Annotated in this window: 20 protein-coding genes; 6 read left to right on the top strand and 14 right to left on the bottom strand. The window is 73.5% G+C overall.

Translation table 11 applies throughout. From position 1 onward, the window contains the following. Positions 1–200: 200 nt before the first annotated feature. From AC0B9F_RS27870 to AC0B9F_RS27900, 7 genes are all read right to left on the bottom strand, one after another. On the bottom strand, positions 201–1109 hold the full coding sequence (locus tag AC0B9F_RS27870; protein WP_472007199.1) for a S1 family peptidase: 909 nt from the start codon (positions 1107–1109) through the stop codon (positions 201–203). A 365-nt stretch (positions 1110–1474) separates the two neighbouring features. Beyond that, complete coding sequence (locus AC0B9F_RS27875) at positions 1475–2287, bottom strand: DUF1684 domain-containing protein (protein WP_472007200.1); 813 nt, start codon at positions 2285–2287, stop codon at positions 1475–1477. 4 nt (positions 2288–2291) lie between these two features. After that, entirely contained in the window at positions 2292–2801 is a 510-nt protein-coding gene (locus AC0B9F_RS27880; protein ID WP_472007201.1) for an LLM class flavin-dependent oxidoreductase, read from the bottom strand. 301 nt (positions 2802–3102) lie between these two features. Further along, entirely contained in the window at positions 3103–3924 is an 822-nt protein-coding gene (locus AC0B9F_RS27885; protein ID WP_472007202.1) for an LLM class flavin-dependent oxidoreductase, read from the bottom strand. 27 nt (positions 3925–3951) lie between these two features. After that, entirely contained in the window at positions 3952–4713 is a 762-nt protein-coding gene (locus AC0B9F_RS27890) for an amino acid ABC transporter ATP-binding protein (protein ID WP_472007203.1), read from the bottom strand. A 34-nt stretch (positions 4714–4747) separates the two neighbouring features. Continuing rightward, the gene (locus AC0B9F_RS27895; RefSeq protein WP_472007205.1) at positions 4748–6502 is read right to left on the bottom strand and encodes an FAD/NAD(P)-binding protein; all 1755 of its coding nucleotides are present in this window, start codon (positions 6500–6502) and stop codon (positions 4748–4750) included. After that, entirely contained in the window at positions 6499–7356 is an 858-nt protein-coding gene (locus AC0B9F_RS27900) for an amino acid ABC transporter permease (RefSeq protein ID WP_472007206.1), read from the bottom strand. Before AC0B9F_RS27900 ends, AC0B9F_RS27895 begins: the two co-directional genes overlap by 4 nt. 433 nt (positions 7357–7789) lie before the next feature. Between AC0B9F_RS27900 and AC0B9F_RS27905 the strand changes: the two genes are divergently transcribed. Beyond that, positions 7790–8743, top strand: coding sequence for an ABC transporter substrate-binding protein (locus AC0B9F_RS27905; protein ID WP_472007208.1), 954 nt, complete (start codon positions 7790–7792; stop codon positions 8741–8743). A 21-nt stretch (positions 8744–8764) separates the two neighbouring features. On the opposite strand, the gene AC0B9F_RS27910 is transcribed toward AC0B9F_RS27905, so the two are convergent. Continuing rightward, positions 8765–9862 carry a DUF5685 family protein gene (locus AC0B9F_RS27910; protein WP_472007297.1) on the bottom strand — a complete coding sequence of 366 codons (1098 nt, stop codon included), beginning with the start codon at positions 9860–9862 and terminating at the stop codon, positions 8765–8767. 247 nt (positions 9863–10109) lie between these two features. Here AC0B9F_RS27910 and AC0B9F_RS27915 point away from each other — a divergent pair, with 247 nt between their 5' ends. Then, on the top strand, positions 10110–10547 hold the full coding sequence (locus tag AC0B9F_RS27915) for a cell division protein SepF (protein WP_472007210.1): 438 nt from the start codon (positions 10110–10112) through the stop codon (positions 10545–10547). Between the two features lie 39 nt (positions 10548–10586). Here the strand turns inward: AC0B9F_RS27915 and AC0B9F_RS27920 are convergent, their stop codons facing one another. Continuing rightward, positions 10587–11756, bottom strand: coding sequence for an acyl-CoA dehydrogenase family protein (locus AC0B9F_RS27920; RefSeq protein WP_472007213.1), 1170 nt, complete (start codon positions 11754–11756; stop codon positions 10587–10589). Between the two features lie 249 nt (positions 11757–12005). Continuing rightward, a complete protein-coding gene (locus tag AC0B9F_RS27925) occupies positions 12006–13607 on the bottom strand; it encodes an MFS transporter (protein ID WP_472007216.1) in 1602 nt (533 codons plus the stop codon). A 470-nt stretch (positions 13608–14077) separates the two neighbouring features. Here AC0B9F_RS27925 and AC0B9F_RS27930 point away from each other — a divergent pair, with 470 nt between their 5' ends. Beyond that, entirely contained in the window at positions 14078–15100 is a 1023-nt protein-coding gene (locus tag AC0B9F_RS27930) for a phosphatase PAP2 family protein (protein ID WP_472007219.1), read from the top strand. 97 nt (positions 15101–15197) lie between these two features. On the opposite strand, the gene AC0B9F_RS27935 is transcribed toward AC0B9F_RS27930, so the two are convergent. The 4 genes from AC0B9F_RS27935 to AC0B9F_RS27950 all read right to left on the bottom strand — a co-directional run bounded on the left by AC0B9F_RS27935 (position 15198) and on the right by AC0B9F_RS27950 (position 18799). Next, entirely contained in the window at positions 15198–15413 is a 216-nt protein-coding gene (locus AC0B9F_RS27935) for an I78 family peptidase inhibitor (RefSeq protein WP_363266913.1), read from the bottom strand. 384 nt (positions 15414–15797) lie between these two features. Next, positions 15798–16772, bottom strand: a complete 975-nt coding sequence (locus AC0B9F_RS27940) for a helix-turn-helix transcriptional regulator (protein WP_472007220.1) — start codon at positions 16770–16772, stop codon at positions 15798–15800. Between the two features lie 181 nt (positions 16773–16953). Continuing rightward, positions 16954–18267: an ABC transporter substrate-binding protein gene (locus AC0B9F_RS27945; protein WP_472007222.1), complete on the bottom strand. Its 1314-nt coding sequence runs from the start codon at positions 18265–18267 to the stop codon at positions 16954–16956. Then, positions 18236–18799 carry an MTB12 C-terminal domain-containing protein gene (locus AC0B9F_RS27950; RefSeq protein ID WP_472007224.1) on the bottom strand — a complete coding sequence of 188 codons (564 nt, stop codon included), beginning with the start codon at positions 18797–18799 and terminating at the stop codon, positions 18236–18238. Before AC0B9F_RS27950 ends, AC0B9F_RS27945 begins: the two co-directional genes overlap by 32 nt. Before the next feature lie 151 nt (positions 18800–18950). Here AC0B9F_RS27950 and AC0B9F_RS27955 point away from each other — a divergent pair, with 151 nt between their 5' ends. From AC0B9F_RS27955 to AC0B9F_RS27965, 3 genes are read left to right on the top strand one after another with little or no spacing between them, the layout of a single operon-like run. Then, positions 18951–19451, top strand: coding sequence for a hypothetical protein (locus AC0B9F_RS27955; protein WP_472007226.1), 501 nt, complete (start codon positions 18951–18953; stop codon positions 19449–19451). After that, entirely contained in the window at positions 19451–22216 is a 2766-nt protein-coding gene (locus AC0B9F_RS27960; protein ID WP_472007228.1) for an ABC transporter permease subunit, read from the top strand. The genes AC0B9F_RS27955 and AC0B9F_RS27960 overlap by 1 nt, the downstream gene beginning before the upstream one ends. After that, positions 22213–22869 carry an ATP-binding cassette domain-containing protein gene (locus AC0B9F_RS27965; RefSeq protein WP_472007230.1) on the top strand — a complete coding sequence of 219 codons (657 nt, stop codon included), beginning with the start codon at positions 22213–22215 and terminating at the stop codon, positions 22867–22869. Before AC0B9F_RS27960 ends, AC0B9F_RS27965 begins: the two co-directional genes overlap by 4 nt. Positions 22870–22945 lie beyond the last annotated feature (76 nt).

Raw genomic sequence — 22945 nt, forward strand, 5'->3', positions numbered from 1 at the left:
CCGACTCACAAACCGGCCGCAGGCGCGACAGCAACCGGCCACCGAACAGCAACGGGCCGCCGCAGGCACAAAAGGGGCGCGGGGAACTGCGCGACCAGCCACCACGCACCCGCACCCGAAAGACGACCCAGCGCCGCAGGCCCCCGCACGCAACCACGCACGGGGGCCCGGATCCTCAAACGAACGTCAGCGCGAGCGCCTCAGTACACATGCACCCCATACGCACTGAGCGCCTCCGTCACCGGCTGGAAGAACGTCGTCCCACCGGAGGTGCAGTCACCGCTGCCCCCGGAGGTCAGCCCGTACGCCACCCCGCTGTTGGAGTACAGCGGCCCGCCGGAGTCGCCGGGTTCGGCGCACACCGTGGTCTGGATGAGGCCGTAGACGACGTCACCGCCCCCGTAGTTGACGGTCGCGTTGAGCGCGGTGACCCGGCCGCTGTGAATGCCCGTGGTCGACCCGCGCCGGTAGACGGTCGTACCGACCGACGGCGTGGCCGCGCTCGTGATGTCCACGCTGCCCACGGTGCCCGACTTGGTCACCGAGGAGTTCGTGTAGCGCACGATGCCGTAGTCGTTGCCGGGGAACGACGACCCGGCGGTGGAGCCGAGCGTGGTCGAGTGGGAGGAGTTCGTCCACCAGGTGCCCGCGCCGTCGGTGCAGTGACCGGCGGTCAGGAAGTAGTAGTTGCCGCTGGAGTCCTGGACGTTGAAGCCCAGCGAGCAGCGCCAGCTGCTCGCGTAGATGGCGTCGCCGCCGGAGATCAGCTTGTTGAACTTGCCCGGGGTGCGCTTGATGGTGAGAGCCCCGGAGTTCGCCCCGGCCTGCTCCTTGATCCTGGCTATCTCGGTCTGCGTCACCGTGCTGTCGGCGGTGACGACGACACGGTGGTTCTTGCTGTCGACGGCCCAGGCGGTACCCGGGATGTCGGCCTTCAGCACCGAGTCGCTCGCCTTGGTCAGCTGCGCCGCGCTGAAGGTGGTCGGGGCGTCGGACGCGTTCGCGCTGGGGATCGCGATCGCGGCGGCGGCCACGAGTCCGGTGGAGACGGCGATCAGCCGGGTCCGTCTCGAAAGGCCGCTGCGGGGAGTGGTGCGCTTGATCCTCACGTGTCGTTCCCTCCAGGGAAGTCGGGGGCCCGCGTGGGGTCGGGGCCCGTGAGGCGCAGCCAGGGGCCCGGACGCCCGGATTCCGGGCTTTCACATGCCCCTGACAAGCGCTGAAGGGGAGTATTCGGCCGAACGGCCGGTAGGCGCAAGGGCGCCTTTCGGCCGTCACGTTTTGAACCACCTTTACCCAACGACCGGCTCCACCCGGCCTCGAACCAGACTCAACCGGCCCGGACTCGAACGAGGCTCAACCGCACCCGCCTTGAGCCAGGCTCGACCACCCCGGCCTCGAACCGGGCTCAACCGGCCCGGCCTTGAACCAGGCTCAACGCCCCGGACCCGAACCAGGCTCGACCACCCCGGCGTCAGACGGGGTCCGGCTCGGCCGCCACGTTCCGCTCCCCCGCCTCGACGGCGACGCCGAGCGTGTTCCCCGGCGGCGGGAAGGGGCAGAGGAAGTGGTCCGCCAAGGCGCACGGCGGCAGCTGGGCCCGGTTGAGGTCCACGACCGTCCGCCCCTCGGCGTCGGGCGCCGCCGTGTACAGGAAGCGGAAACGGAAGCTGCTCACCCCGCTGGTGGCGTCGGCGAACACCGCCCACAGCGTCCCGTCGTCCTGCACGGACACCTTCAGCGTCAGCTCCCGCCCGTCGAAGGTGAAGGCCAGCTCACCCCCCAGCCCGAGCCCCCGCTCACGCCCGTCGGCGTTCTCGACCCGCACGGTGCGGCTCTCGCCGTACGCCGTGAACCGCCCCGGTACGACGAAGCGCGGATCGTGGGGCGTGGCGTCGATGCCGCTGAACCGCCGGCGCGCCCCGGCGCCGGGATCGAAGTCCCGTATCCCCCAGGCCCCTTCCCGCACCAGTACCACCAGCCGCCGCTCGCCGTGTCCGATCCGCGCGTCGGCGACGGCCCCCGAGTCGGCACCGAGCCGCACCTCCCCACTGACCGGCTCCCCGTCCAGCGTCAGCCCGTCCCCGGCGCCGGCGGTGAGCACGACCCCGTCCTCCCGCACGGCCCACCGCCCGGGGATGTCCGGAAGTCGCCCCTCCGGATGGTCCTCCAGCCAATGCGTCCCGGCGAGCGCGAGCGGCCCGTAGGGCGCCGACACGCTCTCGACGCGGCGCTCGTGCCACCGCTTCCACTCCTCCACCGCGTCCGGCGGCACCTGATCCGTCATGTCCTCATCCCTTTCCTGCCGGGGCCCTGAGCCCCAGATGCGAGCGCAGCGTCGCGCCGTCGTACTCCGTACGGAACGCGCCACGCTCCTGCAGCAGCGGCACGACCTGGTCCACGAACTCCTCTAGGCCGGCGGCGTCGAGAAGGAACCCGTCGGCGGCCCCCTCCCGCACGAACGCGTCGAGCTCTGCGGCAACCCTCCGCGCACCCGAAGCCGACCCGCCGACGACACCGAAACCGACACCGACACCGCCGCCGTCTCCAGCGACGCCCACACCGGCCAGAACCCTCAACTCCCCCGCCTCCCGCCCGTACCGCGCCAACCGTCCCTTGACGTCGGCGTACCGGGCCCGCCCGGCCGCCACCGAGCCGTACGGCGTGACGAGGACGTCGGCACGCGCTGCGGCGAGCTCCCGCCGCTCCTCTCCCTCCCCCGCGAGGATCAGGACGGGCCGCCCCTGCGGGGAGGGCGGCACGGCGAAGTCCGCTTCCCAGACCTCGCGCACCGTGTCCACGCAGGGCGCCCCACCGGACACCACGTGCCAGCCGGCCCGTCCCCCGCTGAGGCCTCCAGCGTGGCGAGGCGGCGGACGAGTTCGAAGGGCGGCACGCCGGCCGCGTGGACCGCGGCGGCCAGCCCGGTGTGCGCGGTGACGGCCGCGAGCGCGCCGAGCACCGTCACCGCCTCCCTCTCCGCCGCCACCAGTACGAAGTCGAACAGTCCCCGCTCAGCGATCCGCGCGAGACGCTCCAGCGCCGCGAACCCGCCGTGGCCCCCAACGCCGTCCAGACGTACGGCAAGATGCATCCGCCGGCTCATCCCGGGCTCCCGGCGAAGCTCACGGCCCGCGCGAGCCCCAGGTGTTCGCGCAGCGTCCCGCCCGGATAGAAGGTGCGGAACAGCCCCCGGTGCTGCAGCACCGCGACCGTGCCGTTGACCAGCCGTTCCAGGTCCCGGCGCGGCTCGACCGGCACGAGGTGGAAGCCGTCGACGGCCCCTTCGGCATGCCAGACCGCGATCAGCTCGGCGAGGTCGACGGGGCCGCCCCGGTACAGCGGGCCCTGAGCGGTGAGCCGGGGTCCGCCGCCCCCGTGGCCGGGCTCGGCGGCACGTTCGCCCTCGCCGAGGTCGATCCGCAGGCTCGCCAGCACCCGCAGCTCGCGAGGGTCACGGCCGTACTCCGTGGCGCGCGCGGCCAGTTCACCGCGCAGGTCGGCGGCCTGCGCCGCGCCGGCCGCCCGTACCAGGGCCACGTCGGCGTCCCGGGCGGCCACGTACCGGGCCTGCCGGTCGGTGACGTCGACGAGGTGCACGGAGCCCCCCGGCGAACGGCCCGGCGCGCCCGTGTCCCGGGCGAGCCGGCCGGCCCGGCCGCCGCTGACCCGGTCGAGGACCGCGACGGCGGCCGCCTCGCCGCCGGGGTCGGTCACCGCCGGGACCAGGCCGATACGGCTGGTCTCCGGCGCGACGCGGGCCAGGACCCCCGCCGTGTCGAGGCCGGGTCCGGCGAAATGGCCGTCCACGGTCACGAAGTCCAACCCGCCGCGTTCGGCGAGGCGCGCCAGCTCGACGTAGGCACCGGCGTCGTACGCCCCCGGCTGGTCGATCGCGGCGCCGAGATGCAGCAGCCCGCCCATGTCGGAACTCTCCTCCCCGCGTCCGCCTCACAGCACCTTCGACAGGAACGTCCGCGTGCGCTCGTGCCGTGGGGCGTCCAGTACCTCGCCCGGCGGGCCCTGCTCGACGATGCGGCCGTCGGCCATGAAGACGACGGTGTCGGCGACCTCGCGGGCGAAGCCGATCTCGTGGGTGACGACGATCATCGTCGTGCCCTGGTGGGCCAGGTCCTTGATGACGTCGAGGACCTCGCCGACCAGCTCGGGGTCGAGCGCGGACGTCGGCTCGTCGAACAGCAGCAGCCGCGGCTCCAGGGCGAGGGCGCGCGCGATGGCGACGCGCTGCTGCTGGCCGCCGGAGAGCTGGCGCGGGTAGGCGTCGGCCTTGTCGGCGAGCCCGACCCGGTCGAGCAGCCGGCGGGCCGCCCGCTCGGCCTCCTGCCTTGGGCGCTTGAGGGCGGCGACCGGTGCCTCGGTGACGTTCTCCAGGACGGTCAGGTGCGGGAAGAGGTTGAAGTTCTGGAAGACGAAACCGATCCTGGTGCGCTGTTTGAGGATCTCGCGCTCGGGCAGCTCGTGCAGCCGGTCGCCGGAGCGGCGGTAACCGATGAGCGCGCCGTCGACGCTGATCGCGCCCCGGTCGACCTTCTCCAGGTGGTTGATGGTGCGCAGCAGCGTGGACTTGCCGGAGCCGGAGGGCCCGAGGACGACGGTGACCTCGCCGGTGCGCACTTGCAGGTCGATGCCGTCGAGCACCTTCAGCGGGCCGAAGCTCTTGTGGACGGACTGGATGTCGACCATGACGCTCATGGGGATTCCTTCGGTGTCGGAAGTCGAAAAAGGGTCAGGCGGCCGCGCGCCGGGCGAGTGACCGCAGGAAGGCCAGCGCGGAGCGTGCGGTGGCGTCGTTCTGCCGGAACGCCGGCCCGCCGGTGCGGGGCCGGGTGAACGCGCCGGAGGAGCGGGCGTCGGTGTGCGGGCCGAGCGCGAAGCGGCGCGGGTGGGGCCGCCCGGCGCGGTCGAGGATCCGCCCGTCGGCGGGGTCGACGCGCAGCAGTCCGTCCGTGGTCTCGGCGGCGCCGTCGGCGTGCAGGCCGCGCAGCAGCGGATCGCGGCTGTGCCGGACGGTCGGTGCGGGCAGCCGCGCCTCGACCAGCGCCCGCGCCTCGATCCGCAGGCCCGGCACGGTGGGACTGGAGGCGCGGAACACCCCGTCCTCGGCGGTGACGGTCATGTCGGCGCCGACGAACCGGACGATCCCGGCGCGGGACAGCGCGAGCAGCTGCCGCAGCCGGGGCCCGGGCGGGCCGGAGGCGAGGTGGCTGAAGAAGCCGTGCCACCAGGGCCCGACGTCGCCGAGCCGCACGAGCTGCCCGTACACCGAGAGCAGGGCGTAGAAGACGGCCAGGTCCGGGCTGTGCGCCGGGTCGTGGCGGCGCCGCAGATCCTCCTCCACGTACGCCCGCAGCCCTTCCTGGAGGGCTTCGTGCGAGGCGTACCGCACGCCGTCCAGCGGCCGGTCGAGGGCGGTCAGGTCGAGCCGGTCGCGCACGTCGGGCACGGCCGCGGCGACCAGGGCGTCCAGGTCGGCGTCGTCGGCCGCGGCGTACTTCTCCTCGAAGACGGCCCAGGACACGGCGGTGCGCTCGGGATGGACGGTGAACAGGCGGTGGTAGTGGGCGAATCCGAGTTCCTTCGCCACCAGGGGCCATATGTCGCGCCGGAAGTCGTGGCCGCCCGGCCGGGCCCGCAGCTCGTCGATCTGCGCGGGCCCGAGGAAGCGCGGCAGCGGCGGCCGCTCGCCGGTGAGGTCGTAGCCGATCTTCGCGTGGTAGGGCACGCCGCGCCGCGATCCGACGTACAGCACCGGTTCGCGGCCGGACGGGAGGTAGGTGTCGCCGTCGTAGCGGCCGCCGCGGCCCTCGGTGAGCAGCACCATCAGGTCGACGAAGGCGAGTCCGAAGCCGCGTACCAGGACCCTCTCGCCGGGCGCGAGGGCGGACAGGTCGCTGTCGGCGGTGTAGTCCGGCGGCAGGTGCACCAGACCGTGCCGGCGGGCGTGGGCGGTCAACGCGCGCTGCTCGTCGTCGTGTTCGGCGTCGAGATGTCCGAGGGTGAGCACGACCAGGTCGGCGAGGAGGGGCCGGGGGCGGCCCTCCAGCCACACCTGCTGGCGGCCCTCGCGGGGTCCGCTCACGCGCAGGGCGCGGCGGGGGTGGTGGTGGACGGTGATCCCGGGGGGCAGTGCGGCAAGGGCCTGCTCGTGCACCCAGCTCAGGTAGGCGCCCTGCAGTTGCCGGTCGGCGAAGGTGCGGCCGTCGACGCCGGCCCATTCGTGCAGGGTGGGGCCGGGGCGCACAGGGCCGGCCATGTCCACGGTGTCGTCGGTGAACATGGTGATGTCCGCGGCGTGGGAGTTCATCCACAGCAGGGGCGACTGGGCGGTGCGCCAGACGCGTCCGGCGCCCGGCGGGTGCGGGTCGACGAGATGGATGTCCAGTCCCGAACCGGCGTACAGCTCGGGGGCGTTGGCGGCGATCCGTTCGATGACGCCGGTGCCCCGCGGTCCCGCGCCGACGATGACCAGGGTGGGCCTCATCGCCGCGGCTCCGACCCGCGCGCGTAGCGCTTCTCGACGAACGTCTGACCGATGCCGAGCAGCGAGGTGACGACGGTGTACCAGAGGGTGGCGACCATCAGCAGCGGGATCACCTGGTAGGTGCGGTGGTAGATCAACTGTGCGGAGAACAGCAGGTCGTTGACGGCGATGACGCTGACGATGGAGGTGCCCTTGAGGGTGCCGATCAGCATGTTCCCGGCCGGCGGCACGATGGAGCGCATCGCCTGCGGCAGCACGATCCGCCACCAGCGGCGCCGGCGGCTCAGGCCGAGCGCCTGCGCCGCCTCGATCTGCCCGCGGTCGACGGAGAGGATGCCGCCGCGCACCACTTCGGCGGCGTACGCGGCCTCGTGCAGGGTCAGGCCGATGACGGCGACGGCGACCGGGCTGAGCAGGTCGACCGTCCGCACGCCGAGGATCTGCGGGTACAGCGCCCCGATGTTGAACCACAGCAGCAGCTGCACCAGGATCGGGATGGACCTCAGCAGCCAGACGTATCCCCAGCTCACCGCGCGCAGTACGGGGTTGGCGGACAGCCGGGCGGCGGCGAGCAGGGTGCCGAGCGCGAAGCCGAGCGCCATCACGACGGCGGTCAGCCACAGGGTGAGCCACAGGCCGCGCAGCACGGACGCGGTGGTGAAGTACTCGGCCACGACGTCCCATTGGAAGGCGTCGTTGCGGGCGACGGAGGTGAGCGCGAGGGCGAGCAGGGCGAGGACGACGACGGCGGCCGCCCACTGGCCGTAGCGGCGCCGGGGCACGATCGTCGGGGTGTCGGCCGTTTCGGGTATGCCGGGTGCCGCGGGCACTGTGGCGAGGGTGTCGGAAGACATGCGAAGGCTCCGTGACCAGATAGGTCGAACACGGGTGGTGCCTTCACACGGGACACGCCGAGCGGCGCGGTACGGCCGAGCCCCTCAGCAGGGCCGTCGCACGACTGTACGGGTCCATTTCCCCTCGCTGTCAAGGGTGTCCACACTATGAGCCGTACGTCTCAGGTCGGTTGACGCGGAACCGGGGACCTGTTCCACTTGGCCCATGCATCCGCAGTGGCTGGTCTCGCGCTCCCACATCGACTTCGGTCGCGTGTGGTCCTCTTCCTGTTGAGCTGACCCCCTGCGCGTCCCGCTGCCCTGATCCGGCGGGCGCACTTTCGCGTTTCTCCCCGCGCTTCTCTCCGCGTTCCTCTCCGCATGCCTTCACACGCACACCCCTCCCCTCGCGCCTTTCAACGCCCCTTCTGCTGCTCACAGGAGACCGCCCACCATGCGTACGTCCACGCGTACCCGCTTGAGGCATTTCGCCCCGTTCGCCCTGATCACGTCGGCTGCTCTGCTCCTCAGCGCGTGCGGTTCCGGCTCCGCCGGCTCGGCGGACGCGGCCGGCGCGGCGGCGGCGGCCGACACGATCCCCACCACGGACGTCGTCTCGGGCGTCACCGAGGACCCCGCCCTGGCGAAGCTGCTGCCCGCCGGCGTCACCCGGCTCACGGTGGCGTTCAGCGTCAGCGGCAGACCGCCCGGCGTCACCTTCCTGGACGACGGCAAGACGCTGACCGGCCAGGACGTCGATTTCACCCGGGCCGTCGCCCGTGTGCTCGGCCTCGAACTCAAGGTCGAGCAGGCCGGGTTCGAGGCGATCCTGCCCGCGCTGGACAGCGGCAAGTACGACGTCGGCGCCAGCAACTTCGGGGTCACCGACGAACGCCGCAGGACCATCGACTTCGTCACCTACATCAACGACGGCCAGGGCTTCGCCGCCCGCAAGGACAGCGACCTGCCGAAGATCACCGACCTGACGCAGCTGTGCGGCCTGAACGTGGCGACCGGCGCGGGCACGACGTTCGAGGCCACGCTGGAGAAGAACAGGCAGCGCTGCACCGACGCCGGCAAGAAGCCCTACCGGGTGCAGACCTACGGCGAGGACAGCGCACTGTGGTCGTCGGTGCAGCAGGGCCGCAGCGACGCGGTGATGTCCACCATCAACGGCCTGCGCTACGACGTCGCCCACCAGAGCGGCCTGAAGTTCCTGGGTGAGTACCACCGTCTCGACGTCGGCTTCGCCTTCAAGAAGGGCACCAAGCTCGCCCCCGCGTTCCGGGCGGCGGTGAACAAGCTGATCGCGGACGGCACCTACGAGGCGATCCTGAAGAAGTGGGGGACGACGGCGTCGGCCATCAGGAGCTCGCAGATCTCACCGCCGGAGGTGAAGTCCCCCTGACCTCCGCGGGCCGAGGAGGGCTCAGCACCCACCGCAGTCACAACAAGAACAGCATTCACAGCACTCGCAGCACTCGCAGGCCTCGCAGGCCTCGCAGCACGAGCAGTCGCAGCTCCCGCAGTCACCGCACCACCCCTGCCGCTTCTTGCGCGACCACGGCCCCTCGAACTCGTCGGCGCAGCACACCTTGCAGGTGCAGCACAGCCCCACGGCGGACGCACACCCGGCGAGGAACCCGCGCTTCTCGGGATACCGTCCGCAGGATTGCGCGTCGAACGCGCGAGTGACCGACGTCGGCAGTTCGTGCACGAGCAGCCGGTGCGCGAGCCGGGCGTCGGTGAACTCCACGTCGCGCAGCGCCAGCCGGATGCCGTGCACGGCGTCGTCGGCGAGCCGGCGGGCGTCGGTGAGGGAGGTCCCGGTGGCCGTCAGGGGGTTCCAGGCGCCCGACGCGGCGTCGGCGCTCTGGTCCTCGACCGCGTCCAGCAGGTGGGCGAGCCGCCCGAAGAGCCGGCCGGCCTCGGCGAGCGGCGCCGCGTTGCCGGGGCGGCCGGCCAGTACGGCGGTGTGCGCGAAGGCGGCCGCGGTGGCCGTCTCGGTGGGCTCGGTGACGGCCAGGATCGGCGTGCCGGGCCCGGCCAGCGCTTCCAGCCCGGTCTGCCGGTCGACGGCGTCGACGAGGACGGCGGTGTCGAAACCGACGGCGGCACCTCCCCGTTCCCCCGCCCGGGCCCACCCCTCGGCGACCCGGCGGGCGGCGAGCGCCACGGGCCGCCGGGCCAGCAGCCCGTCACGGTCGGCGACATGGTCGTGCACCTTGGCGGAGGCGAGCACCAGCGACACCGCGGCGGCCAGCCGGGCGCCCTCGCCCTGGGCGACGGAGGCGGTCCGCATGCCGCGCAGCGGACAGGGTCCGGCCGTACGCCATCCACCTGCCGTCTTCCCGGTCTGAGCCTCCGTCAGAACCGATATGAGCAGTCCGTCATAGTTCGTCACGATTCGGGCGAACTGTCCGTGATCCTTGCGCAGCGCGAGACACAGTCCGCACAGATGGGCCATCCACTGGGCACCCAGTGCCTCACCGAGCCGATGCCGGCAGGGCCTGACGATTCCGAACACCACGCGCCCCCGTTCACCCGTACGCCCCGCCCGTCACCCGGACGCCGGGAAGAATCATATTTCACTCACAGTCAGCAGCCGTTTGAGGCACGACCCTTGGGACACCCGGGCTCTCGACGGATCGGCTGTGCACCAGTACCGTCACAAACCCCCCGCACGGCGTCTATCCGCTTGGCGCGACATCCGCATCATGGACGAGCATGGGGAATGCGGAAGGCAAGACAGGCCGCTGTGAGAGGAGGCGTCCATGGGATCGGTGCGCAAGGCGAGTGCGTGGCTCGGCCTCGTCGACGACAACGATGACGAGCGCTACTACGACGACGACTACACCGAGGGGACCGAGTCAGGGGACGCCTGGGTCACCGACCCCCGGGTGAAGGTGGCAACGGACACGGCCGAGGACAAGGGCCGCCGGATCGGAACGGTGACCCCGGACAGCTTCCGGGACGCCCGCGCGATCGGCGAGCTGTTCCGCGAAGGGGTGCCGGTCATCATGAACCTCACGGCCATGGAGCCCGGCGACGCCAAGCGCGTGGTGGACTTCGCGGCGGGGCTCATCTTCGGGCTGCGCGGCTCGATCGACCGGATCTCCACGCGCGTGTTCCTGCTGTCCCCGGCCGACACGGAGATCATCTGCGGCGAGCCCGCCGCACACCGTTCGGACGGTTTCTTCAACCAGAGCTGAGGCGGGGCCGCTCACCGGCCCCGCCCTGCTCGGGGTCCGTCACCGGAACGCGTCGAGTCCGGTGAGCGCCTTGCCCAGCACCAGCTGGTGCATCTCGACGGTGCCCTCATAGGTGAGCACCGACTCCAGGTTGGTCGCGTGCCGCATCACGGGGTACTCCAGCGAGATCCCGTTCGCGCCGAGGATGGTGCGCGCGGTACGGCAGATCTCGATCGCTTCCCGTACGTTGTTGAGCTTGCCGAAGCTGACCTGCTCGGGACGCAGGCGGCCGGCGTCCATGCGCCGCCCGAGGTGATGGGCGAGCAGAATCCCCTTGTGCAGCTCGACCGCCATGTCGGCGAGCTTGGCCTGCGTGAGCTGGAAGCCGCCGATGGGCCGGCCGAACTGCTCGCGCGTCTTCGCGTACTCCAGCGCGGCCTCGAACGAGGACCGGGCCGCGCCCATGGCCCCCCACACGATTCCGTAGCGGGCGTGGGACAGACAGCTCAGCGGTGCGCGCAGCCCGGCGACCTCCGGCAGCACGGCGTCCGCGGGCAGCCGTACGTCGTCCAGCACCAGCTCGCTGGTGACGCTCGCCCGCAGCGACCACTTGTGCTTGATCTCCGGGGCGGAGAAACCGGCGGTGTCGGTGGGCACGACGAACCCGCGGATGCCGTCCTCGGTCTGCGCCCATACGACGGCCACACCGGCGACGGAGCCGTTGGTGATCCACATCTTGCGCCCGTTGAGCACCCAGTCCGTGCCGTCGCGCTTGGCGTGGGTGCGCATGGAGGCGGGGTCGGACCCGTGGTCGGGCTCGGTCAGCCCGAAGCAGCCGATGACCTCACCGGCGGCCATGCGCGGCAGCCAGGTCTGCTTGTGCTCCTCGCTGCCGAAGCGGTGGATGGCGTACATGGCGAGCGAGCCCTGCACCGAGACCAGGGACCGGATGCCGGAGTCGGCGGCCTCCAGCTCCAGGCAGGCGAGGCCGTACTGGACGGCGGAGGCGCCGGCGCAGCCGTAGCCGTCGAGGGACATGCCGAGCGCGCCGATGGCGCCGAGTTCCCTCGCCAGCTCGCGGATGCCGGGCAGCTCCCCCTTCTCGTACCACTCGGCGATGTGCGGCAGGACGCGGTCCGCCGCCCAGCTGCGGACAGTGTCCCTGATGGCCAGGTCCTCGGGCTGAAGAAGGTCGTCGATCCCCAGGGGATCGGTGGGGTCAAAGGACATGGCACATCCTCCGGCGACGGCGAAAACTAGCACCGCTAGTTACGATTGGTGCCGCTGACGTTACGACGAGGTGTGCCCCACGTCCAGTCCCACGGGTGTCCGTCGTCCCACGTCCCGTCCCCCAGGTGTCCGTCGCCGCACGTCCAGTCCCGGGGGTCCCGCCCGTCCGGGTGTCCCGCACGTCCACCCCGGGAGTCCCGCCCGTCCGGGTGTCCCGCACGTCCATCCGGGGTGCGGGTCCTCGCGGCGTCACGCCGAGACGCGTGACCTCTCCGCCTCGCGGGGCGCCGGCAGCTCCACCGGGTCCGGCTCGCCGCACTGCATCACCCGCGGCAGCCGCAGCGCCATCACCGCGCCCAGCAGCAACAGGCCCGCGCTCACCAGCAGCGTCACATGCAGCCCGTGGACGAACGACGCCCGCGCCGCCGCACGCAGCGCCTCGCCGGCCGTCCCGCCGAGCCGGCCGGCGACGTCGTAGGCCTCGCCGAGCGAGTGCCCGGCCGCCCCGGAGGCCGACCTCGGCACGCCCGGCACGTCCGCGAGACCGGGCGTGTAGGCCGCGTTCATCACGCTGCCCAGCAGTGCGATCCCCATCCCGGCTCCCAGCTGGTACGACGTCTCACCGATCGCCGCCGCGCCGCCCGACTGCTCGGCCGGCGCCTCGCTCAGCATCGACTCGTACGCCCCGAAGAGCGTCGTCTCCAGTCCGAAGCCGAGCAGCACGAAGCTCGCCAGCAGCAGGGGGACGTTGTCGGCCGCGCCCATCGCCGTCAGCGTCACCACGGCGACGGCGGTCAGGCAGAACCCGGCGCACACCATCCGGCGCGGCCCGAACCGGCGCAGCATCCGCGCCCCGAGCAGCCCGGCCGCCATCGCCGCGAACGTCAGCGGCAGCAGCCGCAGCCCGGTCTCCAGCGGCGACAGGCCGAGCACCAGCTGCAGATACTGCGCCGCGATCAGCTCGAGGCCGACCAGGGCGAGCATCGCCAGCACGATGCACCCCACGGAGGTGCTGAACGCCGGCCGGGCGAACATCCGCAGGTCCACCAGCGGATGGCGGCGCCGCCGCTGCCGGCGTACGAAGAGAACCAGCAGGACCGCGCCCGCGATCAGCGGCAGCACCGTCAGGGCGCTGCCCGCGGGCTCGCCGCCGCCCAGCCGCTTGACGCCGAACACCGCGCCGAACAGGCCGGCCGCGGCCATCAGGGCGCCGACGACGTCCCAGGGGCCCTCGCCCCCTCCGGTCGACTCGGGCAGCAGCAGCCGGCCCACCGGCAGGCTGATCAGCATCAGCGGGATGTTGACGAGGAAGACCGACCCCCACCAGAAGTGCTCCAGCAGGAAGCCGCCGAGCAGCGGGCCGACGGCCGCGCCGACCGCGGCGACCGCGCTCCACACGCCGATCGCCAGAGCCCGCTCGCGCCGGTCGGGGAAGACCTGCCGCAGGATGGACAGCGTCGCGGGCATGATCATCGCGCCGCCCACTCCGAGGAGCGCCCGCGCCAGGATCAGCACCTGCGCGTTCGGCGCGAAGGCCGCGAGCGCCGAGGCGACGCCGAAGAGGCCGTAGCCGAGCAGCAGGACGCGTCTGCGGCCGATCTTGTCGCCGAGCGTGCCGAACAGGATCAGCAGCGAGGCGCAGACGAGGGGGTAGGTGTCGACGATCCAGAGCAGCTCGATGGCGCCGGGCCTGAGGTCCTCGGTGACGGCGGGCACCGCCACGTGCAGCACGGTGGCGTCGACGGCGACGAGCAGCAGGCTGGCGCACAGGACGACGAGAACGACCCAGCGGTTGGCACCGGCCCCGGCCGCCCGACGGCGCAGCGCGGCGGCCGTGGTCGTCCCGGACATGTACGTACCTCCCAGATGAACCTCACGACCGGCGGGCTCGCGGGGGCGGGGACTCCCCCGCGACTCGGCCGGAGAGAAGCGGTCGTCTCCGGCCCACGCAGCGAACGCGAGTGATTCGTCAGCGTACGCGCATTCGCTCGCCGCTCGCGTGGCGGAGGTCTCACCGGTTCCGGTGAACCCGTGTGGCGTACGCCACTCCCCCGGCCGGGTGCGAGGACCCGGCGCCGGCCGGGCGCGATCACCCTGCGACACGAGCGGGCGGCGAAATCCCGGCGGGCTCCCGGTGAACGCATTCGCACACGCCATAAAACAGGCTCCGGAATGATCAAAGGAATTGCAGGGCGCGACGTTGTCCGATTACGGATTCACAGGAATTAAACCCGCTGTTGAGAGGAATCCCACATCACATCGTCATCACAAAGCCGTGGATTCGCCGGGGTGGACAGCTCACCCGCTGTAACGTCGATTGAGTGCGTATCGAACCGAACCTCACCCGTCTGGACCGGGTGTTCACCAGACTGGACCGGGAGCCGGAACGACCGGCCCACATCGACGTACCGCGGATGACGCGGCACAGGGTCGTGCTGTTCGGCTCGACCCTGGCCTTCTACGCGGCGATCGTGTGGCTGGTCGTGACCACCTCGTGGCTGGTCCGGCTGGACTGGCAGGTCATGTTCTTCCGGCCCTACCAGCAGTGGGCGCAGATCCACTGGTTCGTCGACTACTACGTGGTGCTCGGCCAGCGCGGCCCCACCGCCGTGATGGTCGCCGCCTGGCTGGGCTGGCGCTCCTGGCGGCAGCACACCGTGCGCCCCCTGCTGACGCTGGGGGCGTCTCTGCTGTTGCTGAACATCACGGTGGGCGCGGCGAAGATCGGCATGGGCCGGCTCGGTCCGCACTACGCGACCGCGATCGGCTCCAACGAGATGGGGCTGGGCGGCGATATATTTCCCAGCGGCCACACCGCCAACGCCGTCGTGACCTGGGGAATCCTGGCCTATCTGGCCTCCACCCCGAGGGCCAGGCGCTGGCTGTCCGCCCTGTCGGCGATGACCGCGCTGGGCGTGGGCATGTCCACGGTCTACCTCGGTACGCACTGGCTGAGCGATGTGCTCCTCGGCTGGGCCGCGGGCCTGCTGGTCCTGCTCGCGCTGCCGTGGTGCGAGCCGCTGATCGCCCGCGCCGAGAACGGGCTCTTCGACCTGCGCGACCGCTGGCGCGCCCGCCACGCCGGTACGGCGCCTGCTCCGGCCGCCCCGGTCACGCCGCCGGTCCTGGTCCCCTCGCGTCCCCCGGCGCAGGACGAGGCGCCCGCGGGCCGCGCGGCGGCCGCCACGGCCCGCGCCGCGCGAGCGCCCGTCTACCTTGCTCCGGGCCCGCACACCACCCGCGCGGAACGCACCCCGGTCACCCCGGCCGGCAGCCGCCGCCCACCGCACGCGGACCGTGTCGCGCGCGGCACGAGCCCGGCGGCCCGGCCCACGGGCGGCTGAACGCCACCGCGGCGGGCCGGTACGCACACACCCCGCCGCGCGGACGAAGGCCCCGGTTCCGGACAGGAACCGGGGCCTTCGTCGTCTCTCGCGCAGGTCAGCCCTTCCAGGCGCGGGCCACTCGGCCGTCCCGGACCTCGAAGTTCAGCCGGCCCACGCGGTACTCCATGGTGATGACCGCCCCGGGCGGCAGGGAGCGAACCGTCGACCACCCGCGCTCTCGCGCGAGGCGCTCGGCCCGCTCGGCGTCGAGGCCGACGTAACCCTCGGGACTGTCCTGCGGCTCCCCCGACGGGGAGGGAATGGGTGCCATACCGCCACGCTAGGCGGTGTCACGCTTCTGTCACAAGATCACACCGTTGTGTTTGACCGCGTCCGGTCACAAAGGGAAGCGGTTACCGAGGCCGCGGCTGGGCCTTCCGGGTGTATTCGAACGCCATTCCCTCGGGTCGGATCGCGCCCTGCGGCAATCAGCCGGAAAGTGTCCCCGCGCAGCCCGCGGGCCGCGCTATTCCGAACCGATTTCCCGAATGCCGTACGCCTCGGCGCCCCATGGGAAATCCACGCTCCCCCCACACAATCTCCGTACGCCCCCGGTCGCGGGGCACCGCGGCGTGCGCGCCACGGCCTCGCGCGCAGCGCGCGTCGCGGGCCTGCGCCGGACCGGGACGTGACGGGCTGAGGACGGGCCTTCACTTCACCGCGCGGCCCGGGCCAGCGCCGCGTCGAGGCGGTCCCGAGCGGTCCTGATCGCGTCGATCAGCTCCACCGGCTCGACCACCTCGAAGGGCAGGCCGAGCATCATCACGTGGATCACCATCACGTCCAGGCTCGCGGCCCCGGTGCGCAGCAGGCAGGCGCCGGGGCCGTCCGGCTCCAGCGTCCCGGCGGACGGCGAGACCCGCTCGGCGGCCTCGGCGAGGGGCGCCAGCAGCCGGACGGTGGCGTGGGTGGCGTACGCGCGCGTGGAGACGCCCTTCGAGACGTACGCGGCGAGGTCGTCGGCGGGCGGGGTGCGCGGGGTGAAGCGGGGCCCGTGCGGCGGCCTGGGGGTGACGCGGTCGACGCGGAAGGTGCGCCAGTCGGCCCGCTCGACGTCCCAGGCGACCAGGTACCAGCGGCGCTCTGTGCACACCAGCCGGTGCGGTTCGACGGTACGGCGGCTGGTGGCGCCGTCGTGAGAGCGGTACTCGAAGCGCAGCCGCTCGGCGTCCCGGCACAGATGGGCCAGCTCCGTGAGCAGGGCCGGGTCGACGGGGTCCGTCGGCGGGCCGGGCCGCAGCATCGGCACGGTGAAGGCGTTCAGCGCGCTCACCCGGTGGCGCAGCCGGCCCGGCAGCACCTGCTCCAGCTTGGCCAGGGCCCGTACGGAGGTCTCGCCGATGCCCTCGATGCCCTGACCGGCGGCGGTGCGCAGTCCGACCGCGACGGCGACCGCCTCGTCGTCGTCCAGCAGCAGCGGCGGCAGTTCGGCGCCGGCGCCCAGCTGGTAGCCGCCGCCGGTGCCGGGGCTGGCGTTGACCGGGTAGCCCAGCTCGCGCAGCCGGTCGACGTCCCGGCGCACCGTGCGCGGGCTGACGCCGAGCCGTTCGGCGAGGTCCGGGCCGGACCAGTCCCGGTGGGCCTGGAGCAGGGACAGCAGGCGCAGCAGTCGTGCGGAGGTCTCCAGCATGGCGCCGAGTCTGCCAGGACTTGCGGACAGCCTGTGTCCGCGAGCGGGGGCTCGGGACGGGCGCGGGCGGTGCGGGCTCAGGGCGGCTGCGGGCGGTGCGGGTGCGGGGCGGGTGCGGACGGTGCGGGTGCGGGGCGGGTGCGGACGGTGCGGGTGCGGGGCGGGTGCGGACGGTGCGGGCTCAGGGTGTGTAGGGAAGCTGCGGCACCACGAAGCAGGTGCGGTTCATGTCGCCCTGTGTCACCCAGCCCTTGCCGTCCTGCCAGCGGGCCACCGACAGACAGGTGCGGCGATCCCGCGGCGGCTGCGGCAGCCGCGCGAACTCGACGGGGAGCAGCAGGCCGCGTGCGGTGTACCCGTCGCCGTGGCGGTTCATCCAGGCGTCCACGCACACGCGGGTGACGCCCTGCCGCGCGCAGGAGCGGGCCGCGTCGGTGAACCACATGGCCGCCGCCCAGCCCTCCAGCTGCCACTGGGAGTGCGTCGGCAGCCCTTCGGTGGCGTCCCGGAAGTCCCGTACCGCGCTGTCGCCGGTGTCCTGGTAGTTGCGGCTGGCGCCGGTCGCCCACAGGGCGTTGCGGCAGCGCGGGGCGTCCTTGTAGTCCTGCGGGACGGTGGAGGTCCAGTTCTGCACGTTGGTCACCTTCGCGGTGACGTGCGCGCCGACCTGGTCCATCGCCCGGCACAGCTGGGCGTTGCCGTGCGTGTCGATCGCGTCGAAGACCAGGTCGGCGCCCTGCTGTTTCAGGTCGGCGGCGACGGCGCGGAAATTGGGCAGCGCGAAGTCGACCTCCTCGGTGACCACCCTGTACCCCTCGGCCTTCAGCCCGCGCTCCACCAGCCGGGCGTAGGCGGCGGACGCCGACTGGTTGTACGACACGACCGCGGCCGTGCGGGCGCCGTGCTCGCGCTTGAAGTACCGGTAGACCTCCGTGCCGCCGTACAGCTTCCCGCCCCAGCCCGGCGTGCCGTCGCGCGGCGCGAGGCTGCCGTAGATGCCGTACAGATGCGGCCAGGTGTCGTAGGCGGCGCCGATGGGCTGTCCGCCGATGTCGGGCACGCGCGCGTGGGACACGCGCGGGGCGCCCGCGTAGTCCAGGGCGGTGGTGGCGACCAGGGCGACGACCTTGTCCTCGTCGATGAGCTGGTGCACGCACGCGTTGTTGCCGATGCCGCTGCCGCCGTCGTCGCACAGCCGCACCTCGACACGGTGCCCGGCGATGCCGCCGCGCGCGTCGAGCCGGTCGAAGAACGCCTTGGCGCCGTCGCGCGGCCCGGTGAAGGCGCCCGCGCCAACGGGACTGGTGGCACTCGTGACGATGCCGACCCGGATCGGCGCGCCGTGGCCCGGCGTGGACGTCGACGCGTGCGTGCCCTGTTCGAAGTCGCGCTCCGGCAGGCGGCTGCCGCAGGCCGCGCACAGGAGGAGCAGCAGCGCCGCGACGGCGGACCCGGCCGTGCGGCTAGCAGCCCGGGATCGCCGACGCGGACGCATTGCCGCTCAGCTTGACCAGCGCGCACAGCGTGCTGACGGAGACCTTCCAGGTGCCGTTCTGCTGGACAGAGATCCCGGCCGCGTTCGGCAGGGCGGTAGCGCCCTGGACGACGAGGTCGTACGTCACGGCCGCCCTGGTCGGCGACGTGAACGTCACCTTGGTCACCTTCGCCTGCGCCTGCCGGCCGCGCTGGTCGCTGCTGAAGGCCTGCAGGACCGGGGCCATGCGGTCGCCGTTCTCCAGGACGGCCTGCTTGTCCTTGAGCGGCGTCGTCGGGGCGAAGAACTTCTGCCAGTTCTGCTTGATCTCCTGCTGTGCCGCGGCCGGGTCCGCGGGTGCCATGGGTGCGGCGCTGGTCGTCTGCCGCGGGGAGGGCGTGGACGTGCCCCCGCCGCCGTTGTCACTGCACGCCGCGAGGGCCGGGGCGAGAATGAGAGCGAGGGCGGCCGCAAGCGCCGTTCCCCGTCCCGCCGCCCGTGGGCCGCGCCCGCCGAGTGCCGTCCCCCGCCTGAGGTCGCTTCCCAGAACCATCTGGCTCACCACCGGGTGTCGGTCCGGGCGAGGGGCGCCCGGTGCTTTCAGGGTCAGCGCAGAGCAGACATAGTGCAAGCCATCGACCGGCCGGGGACAGACCGGATGGATCAGGCATACCGGGCGGCAACCTGATGTGTGGGAGCCAGCGATGCGGACAGTGCGACTGCGGACCGTGCACCCCGTCCTGTGGGCCGGCTGGGTGGCGCTGGCCGCGGGCGCGGTGCTGTGCGTCATCGGCTGGTACGGCGTCTCCGGCGAGCGGTTCGCCGAGCGGCAACTGCCCTACCTGGCCTCCTGCACCGTGCCGGGCGCCGCGCTGATCGTCGCCGGGGCGGTGCTGCTCGGCCACGGCCGGGACGCCCGGGCGGCGGCGCGCCTGGAGGAGCTGTACGGGCTCCTGGTGGCGGCCGGCGCCGACGGGGACGGGGACGGGGACGGGGAGGCCCCGGCCGGCACGGCCGGTTCAGCGGCCGCGCCGGTCGCGGTGGGCGGGCGGATGCTGATGGTGCCGGGCGGCACGCTGTGGCACCGCGCGGACTGCCCGCTCGTCGCCGGCAAGGCGCAGGCGCTGCCGGTCGACGGCCGGCTGCTGGCGGAAGGGTCGCTCGCCCCCTGCCCGATCTGCGAGCCGGACGCCGCGGAGGACTGATGTCCTCCCTCACCTACGACCTCACGCTCGCCGGGTTGTCGGTCGGCAGTGCCGCCGCGCTCACCGGGATCGGGCTGATCGTCACCTACCGGGCGACCGGCGTGCTCAACTTCGCGCACGGGGCGATCGCCATGATCTGCGCGTACGCGTTGCGGCAGTGCGTGGTGGTGTGGGGCTGGCCGCTGTGGCTGGGCGCGGTGGTGACGCTGCTGGTGCTGGCGCCGGCGATCGGCGTACTGCTGGAACGGTTCGTCTTCCGGCCGCTCGCTGTGCTCGGCGGCGACCCGGCGCGCACCCTGATGGCCTCGATCGGAGTGTTCGTGCTGCTGGTGGGCGGCGCGGTGCTGCTGTGGGGGCCGGGCGCGCGGGACGACGCGCCGCAGCTGGTGTCGGCCGATCCGTGGGGGCAGCTGGCGGTGGCGGTGCTGCTGGCGGCCGGGGTGTCCGCCGTCATCCGCTGGACCCGGTTCGGGCGGGAGCTGCGGGCGGTGGTGGACGACCGGCGGCTGGCCGTGCTCGGCGGCATCGACGCCGACCGGGTGGCCGCCGCGGGCTGGGCGTTCGGATCGTTCACGGCCGGCCTGACGGGGGCGCTGCTGGCGCCGTATGTGCGCCTCGACCCGTACGGGCTGCCGCTGCTGGTGATGGAGGTGGTCGCGGTCGCGGTGGCCGCGCGGATGCGCGGTCTGTCCGTCGCGGTGGTGGTCGCGCTCGGGATCGGGGTGGCGCAGAGCCAGCTGACGCGACTGCACCCGTCCGGCTGGGCGCAGCCGCTGCTCCAGGCGGTCGGCGCGAACCTGTTCGTGGTGGCGCTGCTGGTGGCGGCACTCGTCCTGCCCGGCATCGGCCGCCGGGACGCGCTCCCCCACCCGGTGACCGCGCGGGCCCCGGCCGCACCGCACGGCGCCTGGATCGTCGCCGTCGTGCTGTTCCTGCTGCCGCTGGGGCTGGCAGGTTCGGACCTGCGTACGGCGGTGCAGGTGCCGGCGCTGGCCATCGTGCTGCTGTCCCTGGTGGTCGTCACCGGCCGGGGCGGCCAGATCTCCCTCGGGCAGGCGGCGTACGCGGGCCTGGGGGCCCTGTTCACGGCGCTGCTGGCGGCGGGCCGCTTCCCCGTCCTGCCGCGGCTGCCGGAGCTGACCGCGCTCGCGGTCGCGGTCGTGCTGGTGGCGCCGCTCGGACTGCTCACCGGCTGGCCCGCGATCGGCCGCCAGGGACTCGCGCTCGCTCTGGCGACCTTCGCGTTCGGGGTCGGCGTGAGCCGTTTCGTCTTCGCCCAGCCCTACGCCACGGCCGGCCTGGCCCTGGACCGCCCGGCCGGTTTCACCGGCGACCGCGCCTACTACCTCCTGGAACTGGCCCTGCTGGCCGCCGCCCTGGCGGCCACGCGGCTGCTGCGCCGGGGCCGCACCGGGCGGGCGCTCGCGGCCATGCGGGACCACGAGGCGGGCGCGTGCGCGGCGGGCGTCCAGGTGCCCTCGCTCAAGCTGCTCGCCTTCGTGTGCGGCGCGGCGCTGGCCGCGCTCGGCGGGGGCCTGCTCGGCATGGGGCTGCGCGCCTTCGACCCCGGCACGTACGACCCGGTGCGCGGTCTGCTGTGGTTCGCCGCGGTGGTCGTGCTGGGCGCCGACAGCGCCCTGGGCGCGCTCGTCGCGGCGGCCCTCCTGGTCGGCCTGGACGCGGGCGCGCGCGGCGGGGTGGCGGCGGCCCTGGTCGGCGTCCTGGCGGCGTTCGCCGGCCGCTTCCCGGGCGGGCCGTACGAGGCGCTGCGCACCGCGGCGGAACACCTGCGGCCCGGAGGCGGGGCCCACCTGACGGCGCTGGGCGCACGAGTACGGGCACGGCTGCAGCCCGCACGCGAACGGCCCCCGAGACGGGCCGGACTGACGGGGGCTACGGCGGTGTCGGCGGCCGGCGGCGCGGAGGCGGAGGCCGCGCCGCCGGAACGGGACATCCGCGTCCGCGACACGGCGCGCCCGCAAGGCGCACCCTCGCCGCTCCCCGCCGCCCCGGCGGCCGGCGGACCCGGGGCCCGTTCCGACTCCGCCGCCGCGCCCGAGCCCGTACTCACCGCCCGGCGCCTGCGCGTCCGCTACGGCGGGTTCACCGCGCTCGACGAGGTCGATCTGGAGGTCGCCCCGGGGCGGGTCACCGCGATCGTCGGACCCAACGGGGCCGGGAAGAGCACGCTGTTCCACTGCCTGGCCGGCACCGTGCGGCCGGCGCGCGGGCAGGTGCTGTCCGGGCGACGGGACGTCACCCGGCTCCCGGCGTACGCCCGCACCCGGCTGGGCATCGCGCGGACCTTCCAGCAGCTGGCCGTCTTCCCCTCCCTCACCGTCGCCGAGAACGTCCGCATCGGAGCCGAGCAGGGCCGGGTCACCGATCCGGCGGCGGTGGAGCGGGCGCTGCGGCTGTTCGGGCTGGACGGCCCCGTCCGGGCGCTGCCCGCCGCCGGACTGCCCACCGGCACACTGCGCCGCGTGGAGCTGGCCCGGGCGCTCGCGGGCGGCCCGCGCGTGCTGCTCCTGGACGAGCCCGCCGCCGGGCTGGACACCGCCGAGGTGACCGCGATGGCCCGGGTGCTGCGCGCGCTGGCCGCGGACGGCACCGCCCTGCTCGTCGTCGAGCACGACCTCGACCTGGTCGCCGACCTCGCCGACGTCGTGCACGTGATGACCGCCGGCCGGATCATCGCCTCCGGGCCGCCCGGCCGGGTCCTGGACGCCTTCGCCGCCCGGGCCGGACAGGAGGCGGGCGCATGACCGTCGTCCTGCGCCACGCGCGCGTGCGCTACGGCCCCCTGGAGGCACTGCACGGCGTCACGCTGACCGCTCCCGGCCCGGGCCTGACGGTGCTGCTGGGCCGTAACGGCTCCGGCCGCAGCACCGCCCTGAGCGCTGTGGCCGGAACGGTGCCACTGGCCGCCGGGGCGGTGCTGTGGGACGGCGCCGACGTCACGCGGATGCCGGCGTACGAGCGGGTCCGGCGCGGGCTGTGCCTGGTTCCGGAGCGGCAGGCGGTGTTCGGCTCCCTCACCGTCCGCGAGAACCTCGCCCTCACGGCCGGCGCTCTCAACGCCGCCCTCACCGCCTACCCCCAGCTGGAGGCCCTGCTCGCGCGGCGCGCCGGCACGCTCTCCGGCGGCGAGCAGCGCATGCTCGCGCTGGCCCGCGCACTGTCGGCACGCGCGCGTGCGGTGCTCGTCGACGAGCCCACGCAGGGCATGGCGCCCGCGGTGGCCGCCCGCACCTACGAACTGCTCGGCTCGCTCGACGCCTGTGTGATCCTCGCCGAGCAGCGGCTGCCGCCCGCGCTGCGCGGCCGCCGCACGGTCGTGGTGTACGAACTGCGGCGCGGCACGGTCGTCTTCAGCGGCGAGGCGGCCGAGCTGGAACGAAGGCCGCCGGCGGGCTGAGCGGCACACGCCGGGGCCCCGGCGGCCGGCACAGCCCTTGGGGCCTCACCCGGCCGGCCGACCGGGTGAGGCCCCG

This window comes from Streptomyces sp. NPDC097129 (assembly GCF_055668065.1).